The organism is Myroides sp. WP-1, from assembly GCF_014145635.1.
Lineage (GTDB): Bacteria > Bacteroidota > Bacteroidia > Flavobacteriales > Flavobacteriaceae > Flavobacterium.
The window spans coordinates 1-18,779 of sequence record NZ_JACHTC010000013.1 but is presented as its reverse complement, the minus strand read 5'-3'; the positions used below and the strand labels follow the sequence as shown (position 1 = coordinate 18,779).

21 protein-coding genes and 1 pseudogene are annotated in these 18,779 nt (G+C 33.2%); 10 read left to right on the top strand and 12 right to left on the bottom strand.

The genetic code is table 11. The features are described 5' to 3' along the window. Positions 1-32: 32 nt before the first annotated feature. From H4K33_RS11830 to H4K33_RS11820, 3 genes are all read right to left on the bottom strand, one after another. The gene (locus H4K33_RS11830; protein ID WP_182649204.1) at positions 33-1,490 is read right to left on the bottom strand and encodes an oligosaccharide flippase family protein; all 1,458 of its coding nucleotides are present in this window, start codon (positions 1,488-1,490) and stop codon (positions 33-35) included. 26 nt (positions 1,491-1,516) lie between these two features. Continuing rightward, positions 1,517-2,272 carry a PdaC/SigV domain-containing protein gene (locus H4K33_RS11825; RefSeq protein ID WP_182649202.1) on the bottom strand — a complete coding sequence of 252 codons (756 nt, stop codon included), beginning with the start codon at positions 2,270-2,272 and terminating at the stop codon, positions 1,517-1,519. Between the two features lie 250 nt (positions 2,273-2,522). Further along, positions 2,523-2,993: an Lrp/AsnC family transcriptional regulator gene (locus tag H4K33_RS11820; protein WP_182649200.1), complete on the bottom strand. Its 471-nt coding sequence runs from the start codon at positions 2,991-2,993 to the stop codon at positions 2,523-2,525. A 146-nt stretch (positions 2,994-3,139) separates the two neighbouring features. On the opposite strand from H4K33_RS11820, the gene H4K33_RS11815 reads away from it, so the two are divergent. Next, positions 3,140-3,715: a Crp/Fnr family transcriptional regulator gene (locus H4K33_RS11815; RefSeq protein WP_182649198.1), complete on the top strand. Its 576-nt coding sequence runs from the start codon at positions 3,140-3,142 to the stop codon at positions 3,713-3,715. Between the two features lie 90 nt (positions 3,716-3,805). Then, the gene (locus H4K33_RS11810; RefSeq protein WP_182649196.1) at positions 3,806-4,876 is read left to right on the top strand and encodes an SDR family oxidoreductase; all 1,071 of its coding nucleotides are present in this window, start codon (positions 3,806-3,808) and stop codon (positions 4,874-4,876) included. 28 nt (positions 4,877-4,904) lie between these two features. Here H4K33_RS11810 and H4K33_RS11805 read toward each other — a convergent pair whose 3' ends face one another. After that, on the bottom strand, positions 4,905-5,816 hold the full coding sequence (locus H4K33_RS11805) for a GNAT family N-acetyltransferase (protein WP_182649194.1): 912 nt from the start codon (positions 5,814-5,816) through the stop codon (positions 4,905-4,907). A 112-nt stretch (positions 5,817-5,928) separates the two neighbouring features. Between H4K33_RS11805 and H4K33_RS11800 the strand changes: the two genes are divergently transcribed. Further along, complete coding sequence (locus H4K33_RS11800) at positions 5,929-6,735, top strand: AraC family transcriptional regulator (protein WP_182649192.1); 807 nt, start codon at positions 5,929-5,931, stop codon at positions 6,733-6,735. A gap of 79 nt (positions 6,736-6,814) precedes the next feature. Here the strand turns inward: H4K33_RS11800 and H4K33_RS11795 are convergent, their stop codons facing one another. After that, a complete protein-coding gene (locus tag H4K33_RS11795) occupies positions 6,815-7,657 on the bottom strand; it encodes a hypothetical protein (RefSeq protein WP_182649190.1) in 843 nt (280 codons plus the stop codon). A gap of 204 nt (positions 7,658-7,861) precedes the next feature. On the opposite strand from H4K33_RS11795, the gene H4K33_RS11790 reads away from it, so the two are divergent. Next, complete coding sequence (locus H4K33_RS11790) at positions 7,862-8,518, top strand: prolyl oligopeptidase family serine peptidase (protein WP_370576678.1); 657 nt, start codon at positions 7,862-7,864, stop codon at positions 8,516-8,518. A gap of 10 nt (positions 8,519-8,528) precedes the next feature. On the opposite strand, the gene H4K33_RS11785 is transcribed toward H4K33_RS11790, so the two are convergent. From H4K33_RS11785 to H4K33_RS11755, 6 genes are all read right to left on the bottom strand, one after another. Continuing rightward, the gene (locus H4K33_RS11785; RefSeq protein ID WP_182649188.1) at positions 8,529-8,840 is read right to left on the bottom strand and encodes a hypothetical protein; all 312 of its coding nucleotides are present in this window, start codon (positions 8,838-8,840) and stop codon (positions 8,529-8,531) included. Between the two features lie 89 nt (positions 8,841-8,929). Then, positions 8,930-9,829, bottom strand: coding sequence for a hypothetical protein (locus tag H4K33_RS11780; protein WP_182649186.1), 900 nt, complete (start codon positions 9,827-9,829; stop codon positions 8,930-8,932). A 490-nt stretch (positions 9,830-10,319) separates the two neighbouring features. Then, entirely contained in the window at positions 10,320-10,799 is a 480-nt protein-coding gene (locus H4K33_RS11770; RefSeq protein WP_182649184.1) for a hypothetical protein, read from the bottom strand. 136 nt (positions 10,800-10,935) lie between these two features. Then, positions 10,936-11,496 (bottom strand): DUF4240 domain-containing protein, encoded by a 561-nt coding sequence (locus H4K33_RS11765; protein ID WP_182649182.1) that lies wholly within the window; start codon positions 11,494-11,496, stop codon positions 10,936-10,938. Positions 11,497-11,535: 39 nt separating this feature from the next. After that, a complete protein-coding gene (locus H4K33_RS11760; protein ID WP_182649180.1) occupies positions 11,536-12,219 on the bottom strand; it encodes a DUF4919 domain-containing protein in 684 nt (227 codons plus the stop codon). A gap of 107 nt (positions 12,220-12,326) precedes the next feature. Beyond that, entirely contained in the window at positions 12,327-12,920 is a 594-nt protein-coding gene (locus H4K33_RS11755) for a hypothetical protein (protein ID WP_182649179.1), read from the bottom strand. A gap of 148 nt (positions 12,921-13,068) precedes the next feature. Between H4K33_RS11755 and H4K33_RS11750 the strand changes: the two genes are divergently transcribed. From H4K33_RS11750 to H4K33_RS11725, 6 genes are all read left to right on the top strand, one after another. Further along, the gene (locus H4K33_RS11750; RefSeq protein ID WP_182649176.1) at positions 13,069-13,617 is read left to right on the top strand and encodes a GNAT family N-acetyltransferase; all 549 of its coding nucleotides are present in this window, start codon (positions 13,069-13,071) and stop codon (positions 13,615-13,617) included. 206 nt (positions 13,618-13,823) lie between these two features. After that, positions 13,824-13,994, top strand: coding sequence for a hypothetical protein (locus tag H4K33_RS11745; protein ID WP_182649174.1), 171 nt, complete (start codon positions 13,824-13,826; stop codon positions 13,992-13,994). Positions 13,995-14,111: 117 nt separating this feature from the next. Then, a complete protein-coding gene (locus H4K33_RS11740) occupies positions 14,112-15,851 on the top strand; it encodes a hypothetical protein (protein ID WP_182649172.1) in 1,740 nt (579 codons plus the stop codon). A gap of 101 nt (positions 15,852-15,952) precedes the next feature. Then, positions 15,953-17,017, top strand: a complete 1,065-nt coding sequence (locus tag H4K33_RS11735; RefSeq protein WP_182649170.1) for an ImmA/IrrE family metallo-endopeptidase — start codon at positions 15,953-15,955, stop codon at positions 17,015-17,017. Continuing rightward, positions 17,014-17,439 (top strand): hypothetical protein, encoded by a 426-nt coding sequence (locus tag H4K33_RS11730; protein ID WP_182649168.1) that lies wholly within the window; start codon positions 17,014-17,016, stop codon positions 17,437-17,439. Before H4K33_RS11735 ends, H4K33_RS11730 begins: the two co-directional genes overlap by 4 nt. A gap of 310 nt (positions 17,440-17,749) precedes the next feature. Then, entirely contained in the window at positions 17,750-18,658 is a 909-nt protein-coding gene (locus H4K33_RS11725) for a hypothetical protein (RefSeq protein WP_182649166.1), read from the top strand. A gap of 2 nt (positions 18,659-18,660) precedes the next feature. Here H4K33_RS11725 and H4K33_RS11720 read toward each other — a convergent pair. After that, positions 18,661-18,779 (bottom strand): annotated as a pseudogene (locus H4K33_RS11720) (IS30 family transposase); the annotation flags it as partial.

The following is an 18,779-nucleotide window of genomic DNA, read 5'->3' as shown; positions in this document are numbered from 1 at the left end:
AAACGAAAAGCCCTGCATTGAGCAGGGCTTTTTTATTTTCTAAGCATTCGTTTGAATGTTTTTTTTTCTTGGCTGTAAACAACGACTCCAAATAGGAGAAGCGCAGCAAAACCAACGAGATAGTTTTCTCTGAAGTGATAAAAATAGACATAGGATAAGAGAATGGATAATCCTAAGTATATACCAATGGCTTTTTTGTCATACGGAATAGGATAATATCTTTGTCCTAATACATAAGATACCAACATCATCGAAGCATAAGCGAGTAACGTTGCTATTGCTGATCCCATATACCCCCAAATTGGAATTAACGCATAGTTGAAGATTAGGGTTAATACAGCTCCAAAAATAGAGATATAAGCGCCCATACTCGTTTTGTCTCGCAGTTTATACCAAACGGATAAATTGGTGTAAATACCCATACATAAATTCGCTAAAATGATTAAGGGAACGACAATCATCGCATCCCAATAGCTTTCATTTCGGATAAATAAAACCTTTAAAATATCAGCAAATACAACAACACCCAACATAATCATACTTCCCATTAAGATGAAGTATTTGGTTACGGTTGCATATTTGGTCGTGGCGTCGTCATTTTTGGCATAATTAAAAAAGAAAGGTTCAATCCCCAAGGTATAGGCTTGTCTAAACAACACCATGAAGAGACCTAGTTTATAACAAGCTGCATATTTTCCAACTTCGGCCGAAGCAATGTCCGCAGGCAATAAACGTTGTAGTAAGATTTTATCAAAGCTTTCGTTAATGGCAAAAGCCAGTCCCGCAATCATTACAGGAAAACTGTAACGCAGCATGTGCTGTAAAAGCTCCTTGTTGATCTTGAAATTTAGCTGGACATAGTTCTTGGTAAAAACCAGAAATGTAGCCGCACTTGCAATTAAGTTAGCAATGAAAATATATTCTACCTGAAAATTGTCTCTATAGATAGAGGCAATGAAAGAAGAAGGTGCTTGCTTTGTCCATAAAGGCAAGAAGTATAAGAATAAAACATTGAGTACCGAATAAATACAAACATTTGTGATTCGAATTGCACTGTAATACATCGGGCGTTGATCGGCTCTCAATTTTGCAAAAGGCACAATAACCAAAGCATCCAAAATCAAGATCCACAATACATAGTAAAGAATATTGGTTGGAATGTGTAGTACCGTAGACCAAAAATCAACAAAAGCAAAACCAAGAACACCAAAGACAAGTGTTGTTCCAGTTAAAAACAACATGCTGTTAGTGATTACCTCTTGTTTGTTTTCGCGAGCGTTGTAAAAACGAAAGAACGCTGTTTCCATTCCGAAGGATAAAATGACGTTTAATAACATCATAATGGAAAAAATTACGCTATACTCTCCATAAGCATCATTTTTCATCAGATCCGTGTGAAACGGAACTAAAAAGAAACCAATTACTTTTGGGAAAACAGCAGCTAAACCATAGATTGCTGTTTGTTGAAAAATTTTTTTATAGATACTCACAGTGTCGAGCGTTAAAGGTCAATGCGTTATTCTTCTGTTGTTGTAGGTTCAAGGTTTATTTTTAAGAAAGGGAGAATACTCGCTTTTGGAAAATCAATTTTAGTAGGACCGTTGTATTGCGCTGTATCATCAACGGCATTGTACAAAAATCCGACCGTATCTTCATAAAAGAAAATACTTTCTGGATACTCCAATTGATTATTGTTCTTCCAAATATCCATTTTATCTTTGAGTTGTAGAGCCATTAATTTTTGCAACTCTTCCCAGTTGCCAATTAAATCTTCCATCTTATACAGTTCACCTGTTTTGGGATTGAAGTTTAAGGCTACTTCACTTTTAAAGCCATATGCTCCGCCAGCAAAAGTATAGTATTCGAGCGCAACTGAAAGCAATTCAGAAGAATAGAATGTGATATCTCCCTCTACTTCAGCCTTCCAAGGTAGTGTTTCGTCGGGGTATTTCGTCTTAAAAGCATTGTAATTAGCAATGTAATTTTTAGTTAATTCCTCCGGAGATTTACTCGTTGCTGTTACCTCATCCACCGCGACAATTTCGTCAATTGTACCCAAGATGCGTTGGTTGATCTTCGTTGCAATTTCATGTTCTTTATTGGTAATGAGGGGAATACTCAGTCGAATTGACGTGCATTCATCTTCAATACAGTTGTCTGTTGTTTGTACAAATTCTCTTTGTTCAAATTGCAAGACTTCTTTTGACTTGTCCTTTGTACCACAACTAATTGCGATAATTACTAGGATAAATACATTAATATAGTTTTTCATAGACTTACTTTTCTTACAAAACTAAGAATTAATGTGCTGAAAACGAATAAAATTTGTAAAATACACATTGAACATACCAAGTATCTTAGCAGCACCTTTGCCCTATAGGCAATAGCTAAATAAGTCAATATAGGTATAGCTAGTTTCTAGTCAGAAGTTAATAAAAGAAGTAGTTGGATCAGCATCTACTAAAAGGCTGCATTTTTTTCTATTTCTATTAGGTTAATACTCTATTGGTTTATAGAGGAAACTATAGCAAACTTATTTTTATGTTGTGTTCATTTTTAATTTCGCGCATAACGAATGAACTATGTGTACTTCCAATACTATCAACCATAGCTAATTTGTTGAAGACAAAATCTTGGTAATGGCGCATATCATTGGCATATACTTTAAGTAAGAAGTCGTATTCTCCAGAAATATTATAGCATTCTACAACCTCTTCAATGTTTAAGATATCTTCGATAAATTTATTGTTGATTACGCGTTCGTGTTGTTTGAGTTTGATGTTACAGAATACAACAAAACCGCGATTTAATTTTTCAGCATCAATTAAGGCAATATATCCTTTGATGAAACCTTCTTGTTCTAATCGCTTTACGCGTTCAAAAACAGGAGTAGATGATAAATTCACCTGTTGTGCGAGTTCTTTGGTAGTTACATTCGAGTTCTCTGATAGTAAGTTGAGTAACTTTAAATCGATTTCGTCCAAGTTATGCATGCTTTCCTGTTTTTAAGTATTGTTATACAAAGGTATACGAAAACCAATAGGATTGGTAAAAAGTACAACAGGATTTACAGCAATTGGGATAAAAATATGTAATAAAGCACTAAGGTTTAGTATATTTGGGATTCACTCTTTGAATTATGCCTTATAAAAATTTGTTTAAACACATCGACCAAAAAGTAACGTTAACCACTGAAGAAAAGGAAGTTGTGTTTTCTTTTTTCCGCGTGAAGAAATTGCGTAGACGTCAATTCTTATTACAAGAAGAAGACATTTGTGTAGATTTTGCCTTTGTGAGTGAAGGTCTTTTAAAATCTTACGTTTTAGATGAAAAAGGCAATGAAAATGTTAATCTCTTTGGTTGGGAAGGGTGGTGGATTGCCGATTTTCAAAGTTTTCTTTTTCAAACACCTGCTACATTAGCTATCGAAGCGATGGAAGATTGTGAACTTTTGTTGTTGTCTAAAGAAAATTACGAACGCATGTTGGATGAAGTTCCCGCCATGGAACGCTATTTTCGCTTGGTATATGAAAGAAGTTTAGCAACAAAAGATCAGCGTTTGGTTCATGCTCAGACGTATTCAGCAGAAGAAAAATACATAAGCCTTATTGCTATGTATCCCGAGTTATTACAGCGTATTCCGCAGAGTTTACTCGCTTCTTTTTTAGGTTTAACACCTGAGACATTTAGTCGTATCAAATACAAAAAGAAATAAAACCCTTGATCTAGATCAAGGGTCGTTCTTATTATAGATCAAAGGTTTGTAGTTCATGCCTTTTTACCTTTGACTGTAAAATAAGAACAGATGAAAAACAGTGCATTAGTTGTTGGAGTAAGTGGAATTGCAGGAAGCAATTTAGCTGAAGAATTGATCGCGCAAGGTTGGACTACCTACGGTTTGGCGCGTAATCCTTTGGTGGGTATTGAAGGTTTAATTCCCGTAAAAGCAGATATTTTACAAGTTAGTGAACTCGAAAAGGCTTTAGCTTCGGTAGCGCCTACTCACGTTTTCTTTACTACTTGGATGCGCGGTGCAAATGAAGACGAGAATATTCAGTTGAACAGCGCTTTAGTTCGACATGTTTTAGCGGCTTTATCGCCTAAGAATACAGTGAAACACGTGGCATTAGTCACGGGATTAAAGCACTATCTCGGACCTTTTGACTCTTATGTAAAGAGCGGAAAACTACCTCTAACACCCGTAAGGGAAGAACACCCTAGATTGCCATTGCCGAATTTTTATTACAATCAAGAGGATGAAGTGTATCAAGCAGCTGCTCGTGATGGATTTACGTGGAGTATCCACCGACCGCATACAATTGTGGGATGTGCAAAAGGAACCAATCTAATGAACATGGGAACAACATTGGCTGTTTATGCTAGTATCTGTAAGGCAGAGGGGAAACCTATGATTTGGCCTGGTTCTGAAGCACAATGGAACGGGTTGTCTGATGTAACTGATGCCAAACAATTAGCTAAGCAGTTGGTATGGGCTGCACAAGAAGAGAAAGCCGCCAATCAAGCGTTTAATATTGTCAATGGCGATGTTTTTAGATGGAATCAACTTTGGTTTGAACTAGCCGCTTGGTTTGAAATTGAAGCATTGGGATTTGATAAAGAGATTCGACCACTTCAAAAACAACTAGAAGGAAAAGAAAGCCTTTGGAAAGAACTAGGACTAGCACATGGATTAAAAATAACCGATTTGAATCAGCTTGCTTCCCCTTGGCATACAGATCTAGACTTAGGTCGACCGCTTGAAGTTGTAACAGAAATGTCTAAAAGTAGACAATTGGGTTTTTCTGCCTATCAAACAACGCGTGATTCCTTTTTTGATCTATTTGAAAAATTGAGAACAGAACGATTTATACCGTAATAGAAAAGGAGAGCAGAGGCTCTCCTTTTTAGGTATGTGATAATAGCGGAATCATTGTTTGCTGTTCTGTGAAGTATGGAACTAGCGAAGGCGTCACAAATAAAGTTAAATCTTCTTCTTTGTAAGGGGTGAAGGTATAATCGTTTGATACAGGAGTAAAGCCTAACGTAATACGGGTTGTGTATTCTGTAGCTAATGCATGGAAGGCGTCCTCTAGTTGATTTTGATCGAGATAATAGGCCTGAAAAATTAATAAATTATCTTCTTCTTGTTGAGCGATAAGTAGCGTTTCCAATTCGGGAATGACATAAATCGAATCTGCAAATCCAAATTCAGGATTAGCATAGCAGTAAAAATGAGCTAAACCATAACTCTGAGTATCAAAACGACAAGCTGTTTTTCCGTAGTTGAGATAATGTTGAAACAGTTGTAAATCTTGATTATCGGTGAGATTTAATCGTTGAATTTCGCAACTACTTGGTTGTTTATTAAACTTCTTTGACGCTTGAAATTCGGGCGCTGCAACAAATCCAAATTTGGGATAGAAATCCAAAACCGTTTCATTGGCAAATAAAAAGTACCCGTCCAATTGATCGCGATATGCCTCAAAGACATATTCCATTAAAAATCGTGATAACCCCCGTTTGGTATAGTCAGGATGTGTCATTACCGTGCCGAGTTGACCCAAGCGAAGTTGTTGATCTGTTGTTGGTACAGTAAATAAACTCAAGGTAGTATGAGAAACAATAGTCTCACCCTCAAAGAGAGAAAAAATAAGACAAGTGTCGTCCCAAAATCCCGACTGATAGTAAGATTCAAATGTAAATTCCCAAAAATCATAGGTCATGGAATTGAAGGCCTTGCGCAGGGTATCGTTTTCTTGATAAGCAATGTGCAAAGTGTATGTTTTATTTTTAATAGTGACTGGAATAGATTGCATAGTCATCGTTATTTTGTGCAAAGTACTTGTTTTAAAGTGAGGTAGTTATCGATGATTCGAAACTATTAATGTGCAAAAGGTTATATTTGTAGTTGAAGTAAACCAAGTCGAAATGCCTATTCAAGTATTACTATCCAACGATTGCTATACGTTGTCGAATCCAATTGCAAACCATCAGGACGGACAGATTGTCCTGTCGTATTGTTGTGCCGGAACAGCAAGTGTAACAATAAACGATACAGCATATGTCTTAGCGACAGGGACACTTCTAACGTTGCTACCTCAAAGTTTGGTGTTGAATCAAGAACCTAGTCAAGATTTTCAATGTGTTCATTTGGTCTTTAGTTTCCGAGATATAGACGAGATGATTTTGCCGACGAATTACAATTTTTTAAATGTATTGATTGAGCAGCCCGTGGTAACTTTACAACAAGCGGATCAAGCTATTTTTGATCAGTATATCCTCCTCTTTCAACAACAGAAAGATAAGGTGTCTATTTTTCAAACAGACGCCTTGCGTTATCTTTTGTATTCGTTTATTGCACAAGTCAATCGCGTGTATCAACAAGAAGAGCAGGCCATGCAACCGAGTTCGCGCAAAGACGTTATTGTATTTCAATTTTACAATTTGTTGCATCAGCATTATCTTGTAGAGAAATCTGTGCGTTTTTATGCCGATCAGCTTAAGTTGACTCCGAAGTATTTAACCACACTGATTCGCCAACGCACTGGAAAATCTATCTCGAAAGTGATAACTGAATTAGTGCTTATTAAAGCCAAAACGTATTTAACAGCCACCGATTGGCCCATTTATCAAATAGCAGAACAATTGCACTTTGCGGATTCAACGACGTTTTGCCGTTATTTTAAGACGTATATCGGCCAAAGTCCTATGCGATATCGCGAGAGGAATCGTTAATCGTGTAAATAACAAAGCCGATGAGTTTTAGCGTTCATCGGCTTTCGTTTTTTTTAATAAGTGATTCGTATATATTAACCTATTTTGTATTCTTTATTTGGTGATAACTATATTTTATTTCGCTAGAAAGGTGCTTTGGGGTGTTATTAGATTTATAGTATCTTTTTGCCTGAACAGGAAGATTAACGTCATTATAGGTGTATTCTATAGTAGTTAAATCGGTATTAGATTCTATTGAAGTTATATTATTGGGGAAAGTATAGCTGTACGGAAAAGCATAGTCATACCCAATAAGGAAACTAGTTAGGTCTAAAGGAAGATTAGTAAATGGGGTTGTATGGTTATCGTATGTGATTTTATTATTTTGTCCATTTAGTTTGATTGTGTTTATTTGATTTTTGCTATTGTAACTGTAAAGGACAAGAAGATTTGCTTCGGATGTGTCGTTCTTGGTCATTTGACCTTTTCCATTATGGGTAAATGTACTGTTAAAAGTAGCTCTCTGACTTACTAACTGATAGTTAGCGTTAGATAATAAGTTGTCGATATAACTATAATTATATTTATGACTGTACTCATTGTTGATTTTGATTCCAAAAAACTGTAGTTTGTCTTCTTTGTTTAACACGTATTCCATGAGGAAATTGTAAGTCATGGCTATTTCATCGTTTTTATAATGATCCTCTTTATATAAGATGTGTTTTAGTTTATTTTCTTCATCATATACCATCTCTAGTGTATTCACTACCAATAGGGATGATGATTGTTCGCGGTATGTTTTTCTTTCAATAGTATTGATCAAGTATTGATTTTCAGTGTTATCTGGGTTATCTGGTCCAGAATTACTACTGTCATCTGAACTACAACTAACGAAGAGAAAAAGTGTGCTTACTAGTGTTAATGATTTTAAAATTTGTTTCATTTTTATATTATTTTAATTAAAAAAAAACATAATTAACAATAATAGCCAAATTGGTGTTAACAAAATAAATGAGTATTTTTTATTTGTATATGAGGTAGCATTTAAAACCAACGCATGAAAAAAGAAAAGAGTTGTATTTTAATGATTTTAGTGAGAATACAACTATATTTAGTTAAAAAATCTATGCGTTTAGTTGTTTTACTTATGGGGTTGATTTCCTTTACGTTATCAGCGCAACCCCAAGCTATTTTAGATCAAACGGCGTATCAGTTTTGGGTCAATGCCCCTACTGAAGTGCAAGAAAAGAATCCATTAGTCATCTTTTTGCATGGAAGAAGTTTGTCAGGAACCAATATTGAGCGTGTTAAACGCTATGGTCCCTTAAGAGGAATAGAGAAAAAGGGATTGCAGATTCCTGCTTATTTGGTTGCTCCACAGTTGCCCTCTGGACCTTGGAATCCAGATAAAGTAGATGAGGTTGTGCAATATATGATCGAACATTATGCGATCGATGAAAGTCGAATTTACGTTACAGGAATGAGTTTGGGTGGTTACGGAACCATGAAATATGCGAGTAAATACGCCAACCGTTTAGCAGCGGCTATTGCTATCTGTGGGGGTGGTGAAAATAAGGATGCCTGTAATTTGACAAGTCTTCCTATTAAATTAATTCACGGAGATAAAGATTTTATTGTTCCGCTAAAAGAATCAAAAAGCATACTAAAGGCCATTAAGAATTGTAATGCGAAAGCGCCTGTAGAATTGCAAGTGGTAAAAGGTGGAAATCACGGGAGTGTTGAAGATTTATACCGCCATATTGATTTGTACAATTGGTTGTTTCAACATACAAAAAAGGAATAATGCGTAAGCATTATTCCTTTTCTTGTTTATATTGTTCTAGGCTTCTTTTACAAGCTCTTTTTTGTTCATCCGAAATAGAGAAATAATATTGTTGTTTGGCGGTTTGTACGTGTAAAAATGATCCGTCATTAAATATAAAAGCCTCTCCATTTTTGTTTTTTCGATGGCCCCAACCTCCGAATTTGGTGGTGTAATCTAAGGAAACAACATCTATGTTTATAATTTCAGAAAAAGGAATTTGTCCCTTTTTTGTTGAGAATGATTGTAGGGTATAAGACACCCCTTTAGATGTTAGTTCAACCGTTAGTTGTGTTTTATACATATAGTGTCCTCCTATAGCTAAGAGGATAAAAACAAAAGCTAAAAGCAGTTTAAAAACTCTGTGTGAACTATAAAAAACCGATTAATTTGCTAATCGGTTTTTGGAGTATCTTCTGGTTTAATTGCTGTTTCTTTCACTATGTAAGTATAAGTGACGTCAAAGGCTATTATATTGTCTTCTCTTTTTCCATCATAATAGATCGCTTTTGTAGGTAAATTACCTTCATTATATGTGAAATCAACATCTGCCACTTCGCTTCCAATAGCAAAGGAAGTTATATTATTAGGAAACTTATACGTATAGGGAAATACATAATTGAAATTAATAATTAAACTAGTCAAGTCATAGGGAAGATTGTAAAAAGGCGATACTTTATCGTCATACGTTAATTTAATTCCTTGACCATTTACCTTAAATCGATCGATTTGATTGATTTGGTTATAAGAGTAATCAACGAGTAGGTTGGCTCCCAATGCGTTATTGGTCATCATCTGTTTGTTTTCGTTATATTGAAAATTAGCTATGAATGTCCCACCTTGAGCCACTAAATCATATTTTGTTGATTGCAATAAATCATTCGTATAGGTGTACGTGTACTCTTCAACAATAGCAGAATCAGAAGCATCTTTCAGAGTGAATGTTTCTAATCTTCCTTGAGTATCTAACGTATGATGCATTTCAAGGAACTGCTCTCTTATAACTTCATTATCCGTAGTGCCTTTATCTGTGTATAAAATTCTATGTAATTTAAAATCAGGATTATATTCTAGTTTGTAATTGACCTGAAGTAGAAATTTTTTATTGGACTCCTCATCCTCATTATAATAATTTTGCTCGATAGTACTAAGATAGTATGTTTTTTCCATCTCAATAGGCTCTGGTCCAGGGCAAGGTCCTTCTATAGTAGGAATTGCACTATCATCCGAACTACAATTGAACAGAAATAAGCTAAGACTCGCTACTAATGAGGCCTTAAGTAGTTTTTTCATTTATTTTTGAATTTATTTTTTGATATAGCTCTAAAAATAGAACATATTATTACTTTGTTAAATTATTTATATAATTATTAACATAATATATGTAATGGTTTTCCAGAATGTTGTGCTGTTTATACTAATAACCTTGTATATTAATCTATTATTTTGTTAATGTACAGACAGAGAAATTACAATAATTGTAAATTTTTTACTGTTTGAATACAACTATATTTAGTTAAAAAAATATATGCGTTTAGTTGTTTTACTTATGGGGTTGATTTCCTTTACGTTATCAGCACAATCCCAAGCTATTTTAGATCAAACGGCGTATCAGTTTTGGATCATTGCCCCTACTAAAGGCCATTGAATTGTAATGCAAAAGCGCCTGTAGAATTGCAAGTGGTAAAAGGAGGAAATCACGGGAGTGTTGAAGATTTATACCGCCATATTGATTTGTACAATTGGTTGTTTCAACATACAAAAAAGGAATAATGCGTAAGCATTATTCCTTTTCTTGTTTATATTGTTCTAGGCTTCTTTTACAAGCTCTTTTTTGTTCATCCGAAATAGAGAAATAATATTGTTGTTTGGCGGTTTGTACGTGTAAAAATGATCCGTCATTAAATATAAAAGCCTCTCCATTTTTGTTTTTTCGATGGCCCCAACCTCCGAATTTGGTGGTGTAATCTAAGGAAACAACATCTATGTTTATAATTTCAGAAAAAGGAATTTGTCCCTTTTTTGTTGAGAATGATTGTAGGGTATAAGACACCCCTTTAGATGTTAGTTCAACCGTTAGTTGTGTTTTATACATATAGTAACCTCCTATAGCTAAGAGGATAAAAACAAAAGCGAGAAGCAGAACGAATACTGTTTCTAAGGCATAGACATAAGTGAATATTGGAATTGCGAATAAAGGCACTGTGATAGCTTGTAGTGCTATTTTTGGATATTTTGTTTGATCGTAGAAAATGGAATTCATGTTGTGTTGGTTAAACCGATTTAAAGTGTTTTATTTTTGTCCTTATTTTGGAAAAAAGAAATAAAAAGCGAGCCCTAAATGATAACATTGTATTGCTGTTGTGCCTTGAATGTAAGATGTATTTGTATAATAGGGTTTATCTCCAAAAATACTCAAATAGTTGAGGACAAAGTCTCTGCATGCTTTCGGGTTCTTCATCGCTCCAATTAAATTCAAAAGATGGATAATTTCCTTCATTGAATTCAACCTGATCATCATCGATATAGTCATAGAGTTCTTCGCCTGTTTTATTTTCAAAGGCTTCTAATGCTACGTACCAAAAACTTTCAAAATCAAACAGCTCATCTTCCGCTTGATCTTTTAACTGAATTAAGCTATCTGGGTTTTCTTTCGCCTGATAATACACGTCTTTTCCCTTTGAAATTACCCAATTTCTAAAATACTCGAATCCATCATCCGAACAACCTCCATTCATTAAATAACCCGCACACCACATCCTACTGTTGTAGGTATCATAAAGCAATTGATCTGTGCGCAAGCGAAAACCAATCATTTCTTTTGGTGTTAATTGTTCTAATGCTTGGATGAGGTAGGCTTCTTGTGAGTTTTGATCCGTCGAATATTGTAGGGAAGCATTAACAAGATTCCAAAATTGAGTTTCATCGAGAAGTTCAGCGGTTTTTTCTAGTTTATTCATGCTGTTTTTGTTTAGGTTAGACTTGTAAAGAAGTCTCTATTAGTTGGATTTGATTAACGTTAGATTCTTTTTCTGTATTTGACTTACATTAAAGTAAAGTCCTGGAATAGTATACTGCTCTTGATCGAGTTGCAAGAGATCACAGGTACCGTCAAAACTTTGACCGATAGATTCTATATCAAACAGTTGAAGCATATGATACTCGTGAGAAACAGAAATAACGTGCATAGCCGTTTCACAGGTTAATCCATCACCTGAGTTTCTGATAGCTATAGCAAATCCCTCAAAGTGTTTAGATAGCAGTGCTGATTTTTCTTCATCTCCTTCGAGGTGATATATGTAAGAAAGAAACATCATCGCTGTAAAATCAAAAGGAAATTCGTCTAGTGCTTCTTGGAGTAAGATTTTTAACGCTGGAATGTCCTCCATATCGGGATCCTTTTGATAATAAACTTGAAGCTCCTTATCTTTTGAAAAAATACCATAAGGTTTGTAAGTAGGCTGAAATACATAACCAAAATACAGGTGTTCATACTCACTAGTGCTTAGGGAATTACTTCCTGTTTTGAGTTTTTTTAGTAGTTCAGGATAATAAAACTTCGAAGAAGTATCTTGGACGTTTTTTTCAATCGCTGCATAAGATGGAGCTTTGAATTCAGTTTGTTGACTGAAGCTGACAGTAGTTAACAGCAATACGCAGATAAAAGTTAATTTTTGTAGCATTTTTTTGTTTAAAGATAGAAAAGAATTGGAACTATTCTTTTAAAAAAGAAATGGGTAACTGATTTTTAATGATTAAAGAACCACTTTTATCCCGTGAAATGTAACCTTTATTTCTTTATTTCAAGACTTTCAAGTATCGTTTCAAAAATTTCCATTTCCTCTTTGTAAAATTGCAATTTAGAAGGAGCCAATACAATATTCCACAGATCGTCATCAACAAAAACAACCATGCGTTTTACTCGTTTCGAAATGGTATCATCAATGCGATTGACATATTCATGCACGTCAAAAGTGGCTTCTGCTGCGGGACGCCCTTTAAAGGTAATAGCTTTGGGTGCCTCCATTATTTTGAAGTTCTTCCAAGGAAAATCGGGTTCATGCGATTCCCTTTCTATGGAACGCAAGCGACGAGCTAAAACTTCAACGGGTGTATCTTCTAAAATTGTCTGACTGTTGGGTTGAATGAGTAAGTCTTGGATATTGTCAATGGCAAAGATACTTTCTAAGCCATCGAACTTGAGATAATCCAGGTAGAGAACATCATTTTGAACGCGATCGGTTAGATCCTGATATGCAGAAGGAGCTGTTGCGGTTACATACGGATTGTCGATTTTGTATGATTTTGAACAGCTCACTAAAAATATAGAAAAGCAAAGAATGAAAGTCCAAAAGCCTATTTTTTTCTGAAGTTGTAACATCATAATTTTGAAAGGATAAGTAGCAATTTAATCGGTTAAAGATAAGGATTTTGGTATTGAAGGAGAATAAAGTAAAAATTAGAAGTATTCATTTTTAGGTGAGAACCAGAGTTTTTCCTTACTTTTAAGCCTCATTCAAGAGCTTATCACGATGTTAGAAATACACCTACCTGAATTTCCTCAATTAGAAACAGAACGCTTAATCTTGAGACAAACAGAATTAAGTGACGCCAATGTAATATTTGAAATGCGCGCATGTGCAGAAGTGATGAAATACATTCCAGTTCCCTTGGCAACGAAAGTGAGTGAGACGGAAGATTATATTCAATCTCTTCAAGAACGCATGGAGAACAAAGAGTGTATCAATTGGACTATTACCTTAAAAGAAACGGGAGAAATGATCGGCACCATTGGATTTTATCGAATGAAATTACAGCATTACCGAACAGAAATCGGCTATATGTTTCTGCCTCAATTTTATGGAAAGGGATATGCGTCAGAAGCTGTTCTTCGCTTGCTCGATTTCGGATTTTCTACTTTGAGGTTTCACTCCATCGAAGCGGTTATTTACCCAGACAATATAGGATCAATTCGAGTAGTGGAAAAATGTGGTTTTGTACGAGAAGCGTATTTTAAAGAAAGTGAATTTCACGGTGAACAGTTTGTTGATGTGGCTGTTTATTCTATTTTAAATAAGTAAAAAGCCATTCATACTAATTGGAGTAATCACAACCAAGAAAAAGCGTTGATAGGAACAAAAGAGATTTTAATACGCTACAAACAATAAAACAAGAAGGAGAAAGACAGGTACAAGCTCGTAAAAAACGAAAAGAAGAATTCGAGAGTAAATGTATTAGCTCATGGGACGGAGCTCATTCAGAGCTTCTAGTTTACGTCAAAAGGCATATGAATGATAGGAAGAGCTTTGAGCACGTTGAAACGAAATATACGCTTTATGATGATTATGTTCTCGTTATGATGGAATTCAGAGGTAAGAACGCATACGAGGCAATGGTACTGAATCAGGTAAGAGCTAAGGTTGGTTATAATTGTGAGGTTTTGGAGATTGTGAAATAATTTGAGATATAAATAATGCAGACAACTATGTCTGCATTATTTATATCTACTAAAATGTTAATTTTACTTCTGTTAATATAGCTTGCGAATTGTGAGTTTTTTATTAAATAAGTAGATATGAGAATAGCAGTAGATCCTAATGATTTTTTTGATGAATTAGTTAAAGATAATTTATCTAAGGGAAAGGAATATAAAGTAGATGCTCCATTACTTTTGGCAGGAAAAAATTTTACTTGGCAGGTGAAGTCTATTTGCAATGTTATTTTTAATGAATTAGTTACATTTAGTAATATTGATATCAAATTTGGGATACACTTTGTGAATTGTCAGTTTAAAAAGGGGATTCATTTTATCAATGTTACAAATACTACTGAGAATTCTAGTTCATTAAATTTGGATGATAATGAGGGCGGAATTATTTTAAGTAACTGTGAATCGGATGGGGATATATTTGTACATGGTTGTAAGGTTCAAAGAGGAATATTAATTCAATCAGATTCTGTATTAAAAACAATAACAATTGTTAAATCAAAAATTGGCTATGCTGGATTAAAAATAAAAAACTGCACTATATCTTCTATTGATATTGATAATTGTTTATTAGAATTAGATCTAAAAAACTCAACTATTGGTTCTTTGTTAGTAGAATCTAATAAAGGAAATATATCTTTAGTTAAATCAAAATTTGGTAATTGGGCTAAATTTTGGAATATCGAATGTACAGAAAGTATCACATTAAATGATAATATTTTTGAAGATTCTTTCAGTATTGAGGGAAGTCGAATTAATAAATTCAATATTCACGGAGATGTGTTTCATCGTATGGGAAATTTAGAAAATAGAGATATTTCAGATAATGCTTATGAGTCTTGGTTGAATGAAATTTATATTACAGACGCAAGTTTTATAGAAGGTTTTGAATTTGACGGTATGGGAGAAAAATTAAATAAGGTTACATTACCTATTACAACTAGCTCAAAGGGGATATTGAAGATTCGTAATTGGAAAATTGAAGAAACTCGACTTCAAGGAATTAATCAAAATTTGAATTTAATTTTTGATAACAACAGTTTTAGGCGTATCATTTTTAATGATTTTTCAAATTTGGGAAGTGTTAGATTTAATCGTGGTCAAGCATATAATGAAAATTCTCGAATAAATGAAGATAAGAATAGCTCATTAATAATTTACAATACTAGTTTTGGAGATACAAAATTTTATGAATTTGATTTTAAAAGTTTCGATTTCATAAATGCAGGGAATGCTTCTTTTGAAGGTATTGAAGCTTCTAATGTAATATGGTTTCTGGATGATAATCTTCAAATAAATAGTAGCTCACCCTCTGATGAATTAGGTTTTAGAAAAAAAAGAGAATTATATCGCCAAATCAAACAAGCGTTAAAATCCAAAGGGAATCAAATAGATAGTTTAGAATTTCAAGCTAGAGAAATGAGAGCTTATAGAGACGAATTAAGAGCGTCAAAAAAGTATTCCGTAGGAGATAAAGTAATAATGATTGTACAACAAACAAATAATTATGGTTTAAGTTGGTTGAGGGCTTTGAAATTGATAATTATTATAACATTTATTACTTATAGTTTCTGTTTGCCTTTTTTTTCAGTAAAGATACATTATGATATAGATTCAGAATTTATTTCTTGTAAAGTGCTGTTATATGAATTTATAGATAACCTACCTACATTCATTCAAATGTTGAATCCTGCAAGAAGTTTTTCTAGTACGTATGGGGATAGTACATCAACAATATTATATTTTATAGACTTGTTACATAGAGTTCTTTTAGGGATTTTAATTTTTCAGTTAATTACCTCGTTCAGAAGGTTATCTAATAAGTAGTTTGATTAATAAATTTCACCAAACACACAGAATGTTTGAAAATTGTTGTTTTTTGTTGTTTTTGTGTGCTTTTTTTATTTATCTTTGAAAAAAACAAAGAGATGAACATTGGTAAGAAAATTAGGGAGTTGAGAATTAGTCAGGGTCTTTCTCAGGAAGACTTAGCTATTAGATCCAATTTCTCAAAATCATATATTCAAAAATTTGAAGAAGGAGAAAGAGAGATTAAATCTTCACAATTGGTTCAATTATCGAATGGGTTAAACATTAGTATTTCTGAATTATTACTTGGGACTACTTATACTTCTGAAGAATTTGGTTTAAGAAATATTGAGTTTAGAGAAGGGTATAAGATTAATTTTACTCAAGAAGTTTTTGAAAAGCAAATTTTATCCGAATTACATGGCAAATATGATGCCTACAATCGATTAGAGAAGATATTAAAAGCAACAATTCTATTTCAAAATCCTTTGAAAAACTTTGATGTAATTGAATGTAATAAGGATGTGGAAGAAGTCGCTAAATATTTAAGAAAAAAGTGGAAGTTTGAGACCACTCCTATTTATGATTTGGTGAGCTTTCTTGAGGATTTAGGTGTGAAAATTTTTGAAGTGGATTATGATGAAAGCTTTGCTGGATTTTCGTGTTGGGAAAAGAATACACCAATAATAGTTATTAATATAAGAAATGCGGATATACCAAGAAGAAGATTTACAGTTTTACATGAATTGGCGCATTTGATTTTGAAATTTGAAGTATCTGAGAAATCTGAAAACATTGAACGTTTTTGTGACTATTTTGCTGGTGCAATGTTGTTGCCATATGATTCTCTTATGACTTATATTGAGAATAAAAACAGTATTTCATTAGAGGAGTTGAAACGAATTAAAAGCAAATATGGAATATCAATTTTTGCTATTCTTGTTAGGATTGTAAATGTTGGTGTAGTAGGGTGGGATAAATATAAAGAATGGAAAGAACTATACATGTCTTGGAAAGATAAAGATAGTCCTTATGAAGGCGTGGAGAGAGTTAGTCGATTTAATTATTTGTTAGCAAAAGGTTTAAATGAAGAGCTTCTTAGTAAGAGTGTTGCTAGTCAATTATCGGGATTGCCTGTTAAGGTATTAAGTAATAATTCATTTAGTAAAGAGTTTGTTTTATGATAGAGATAGTACTAAATGATATTGAGTTAATTGGATTTATGCGTCCTTTGAATTTAATTAAAGATGGAGTCTTTAAAGTATCATCACTTTATTTGACTAATAATTATTTAGACATGCATGAAAAATTGAGTTTAAAAAATTTAGCCGATAATGGTGATCTTAGTTTATTTAATGTAGATAATGATTTTTATAGATTTTACTATAAAGTTGGTGGAGATAATCTTGAAATTGATATTACTGATATTTCTTCAGTCTATTATGCGATGATTAAGGATATTCCTCTAGTAACTAATGAGAGTACAGTAAAAGATTTTGCTTTAAAACATAGTGTAATTGTTTATACTCCTAGTGAAGCATTAACTAAGATTAGTGTTAGTAAAGAACAAATACAATATTTAGATTATATTTTAAAAATAGTATAGGAACATGCGGTAATAACAAAAAAAGCCTAATCTGAGCTAGAGTTAGACTTTGTAATGAAGAATTGTTTTATTCTTGAGTTGGAAGCACAAATTTAAAACAAAAATACTTTGTTACAAATATTTTTCTCTAATTAACATAGATACAGACGTTTTTGAATTACTGTTTTGAAATAATTAATAATTTTTTTAACAGTTAGATTATGGTTGTAAAACAACTTGAAAAGAAGTATCAGGTAAAGATGTTAAATGAACATCCTGATGATGTATGTGTATTGTTTAATAGTATTAAAAAAGTAACAAAGATTTAGAAATGGAGGAAAATTTTATCCAAAAAACAATGTTTCTTGATCCAGAAGTAAGTGGAGGAAAGTTAAAGGTAGAAACATTATGCGAGTTAATTGTAGATCATCCTTATAAGGAAATGATTTTTAAAGAATTTGAAATAGAGTCTATAAAGGAAGAATATATTTCTATTGATTATATAGATGTAGTTTATAAACGGATTTTGACTTATAGTAGAGATTACCATCGTTATCCGATCTTAGCTCAAGTTAAGGATATTAATGTATACGAAGATGTGGTTAAAGAGAAAGGGTTTGAGACAAAAAATATTGTTTTTGATTTTGAAGAATATGTTGATGTTGATGAAGTAAAAAAGGATCTAAAAGCTATTGCAATTTACGATGCTAAAAACACATTTTTAGATGAATATGATATGACAAAGTATGCAAATTATTTATTTAAAAGTGGACAAGCTCAGCTAGCTAATGCAAATATTGAATTCTTTAAAAAGTTAGCGTTAACTAATGAGGAGTATAACAAACATAGAAGTTATAGATTAGTCGAACATAAAGGGAAGGTTTATTTAAGAGGCATAACATCTTTTAATAAATATTATGAATATGGAGTTGATTTTACTTTTGTTATCGCGATGTTGCTTTTACATAATAATATGAAAAAGAATAAGGGAACAGAATATAAAATTAAGAGTGTTGCAGTAAACGAATCTAAATTAGATATGATTGTGTCTGAAAAATATTTGAAAGATGCTAAGACATTTGGAGAGGTTGCGACTGCAATAAAAATTTCTACTAACGATTTAGGGCAAGGAGCTCTTAGTCTGACAAGTATTATTAGTGTAGGTAAAGTTGATGAAAATGGATTCTTTTTATTTCCGAAAGAAACAGAGGCTAATAAGAATAAATTAAGTTTGTGCTGAATTCAACTTGCAAATGCAACAGAATTCTGATTAATAATTTGTTTAAATTTTTCGTTTGGCGTGAGGTATCCAAGTCTTTTACGAGGTCGATTATTGAGTTTATTTTCAATCCACTTAATCT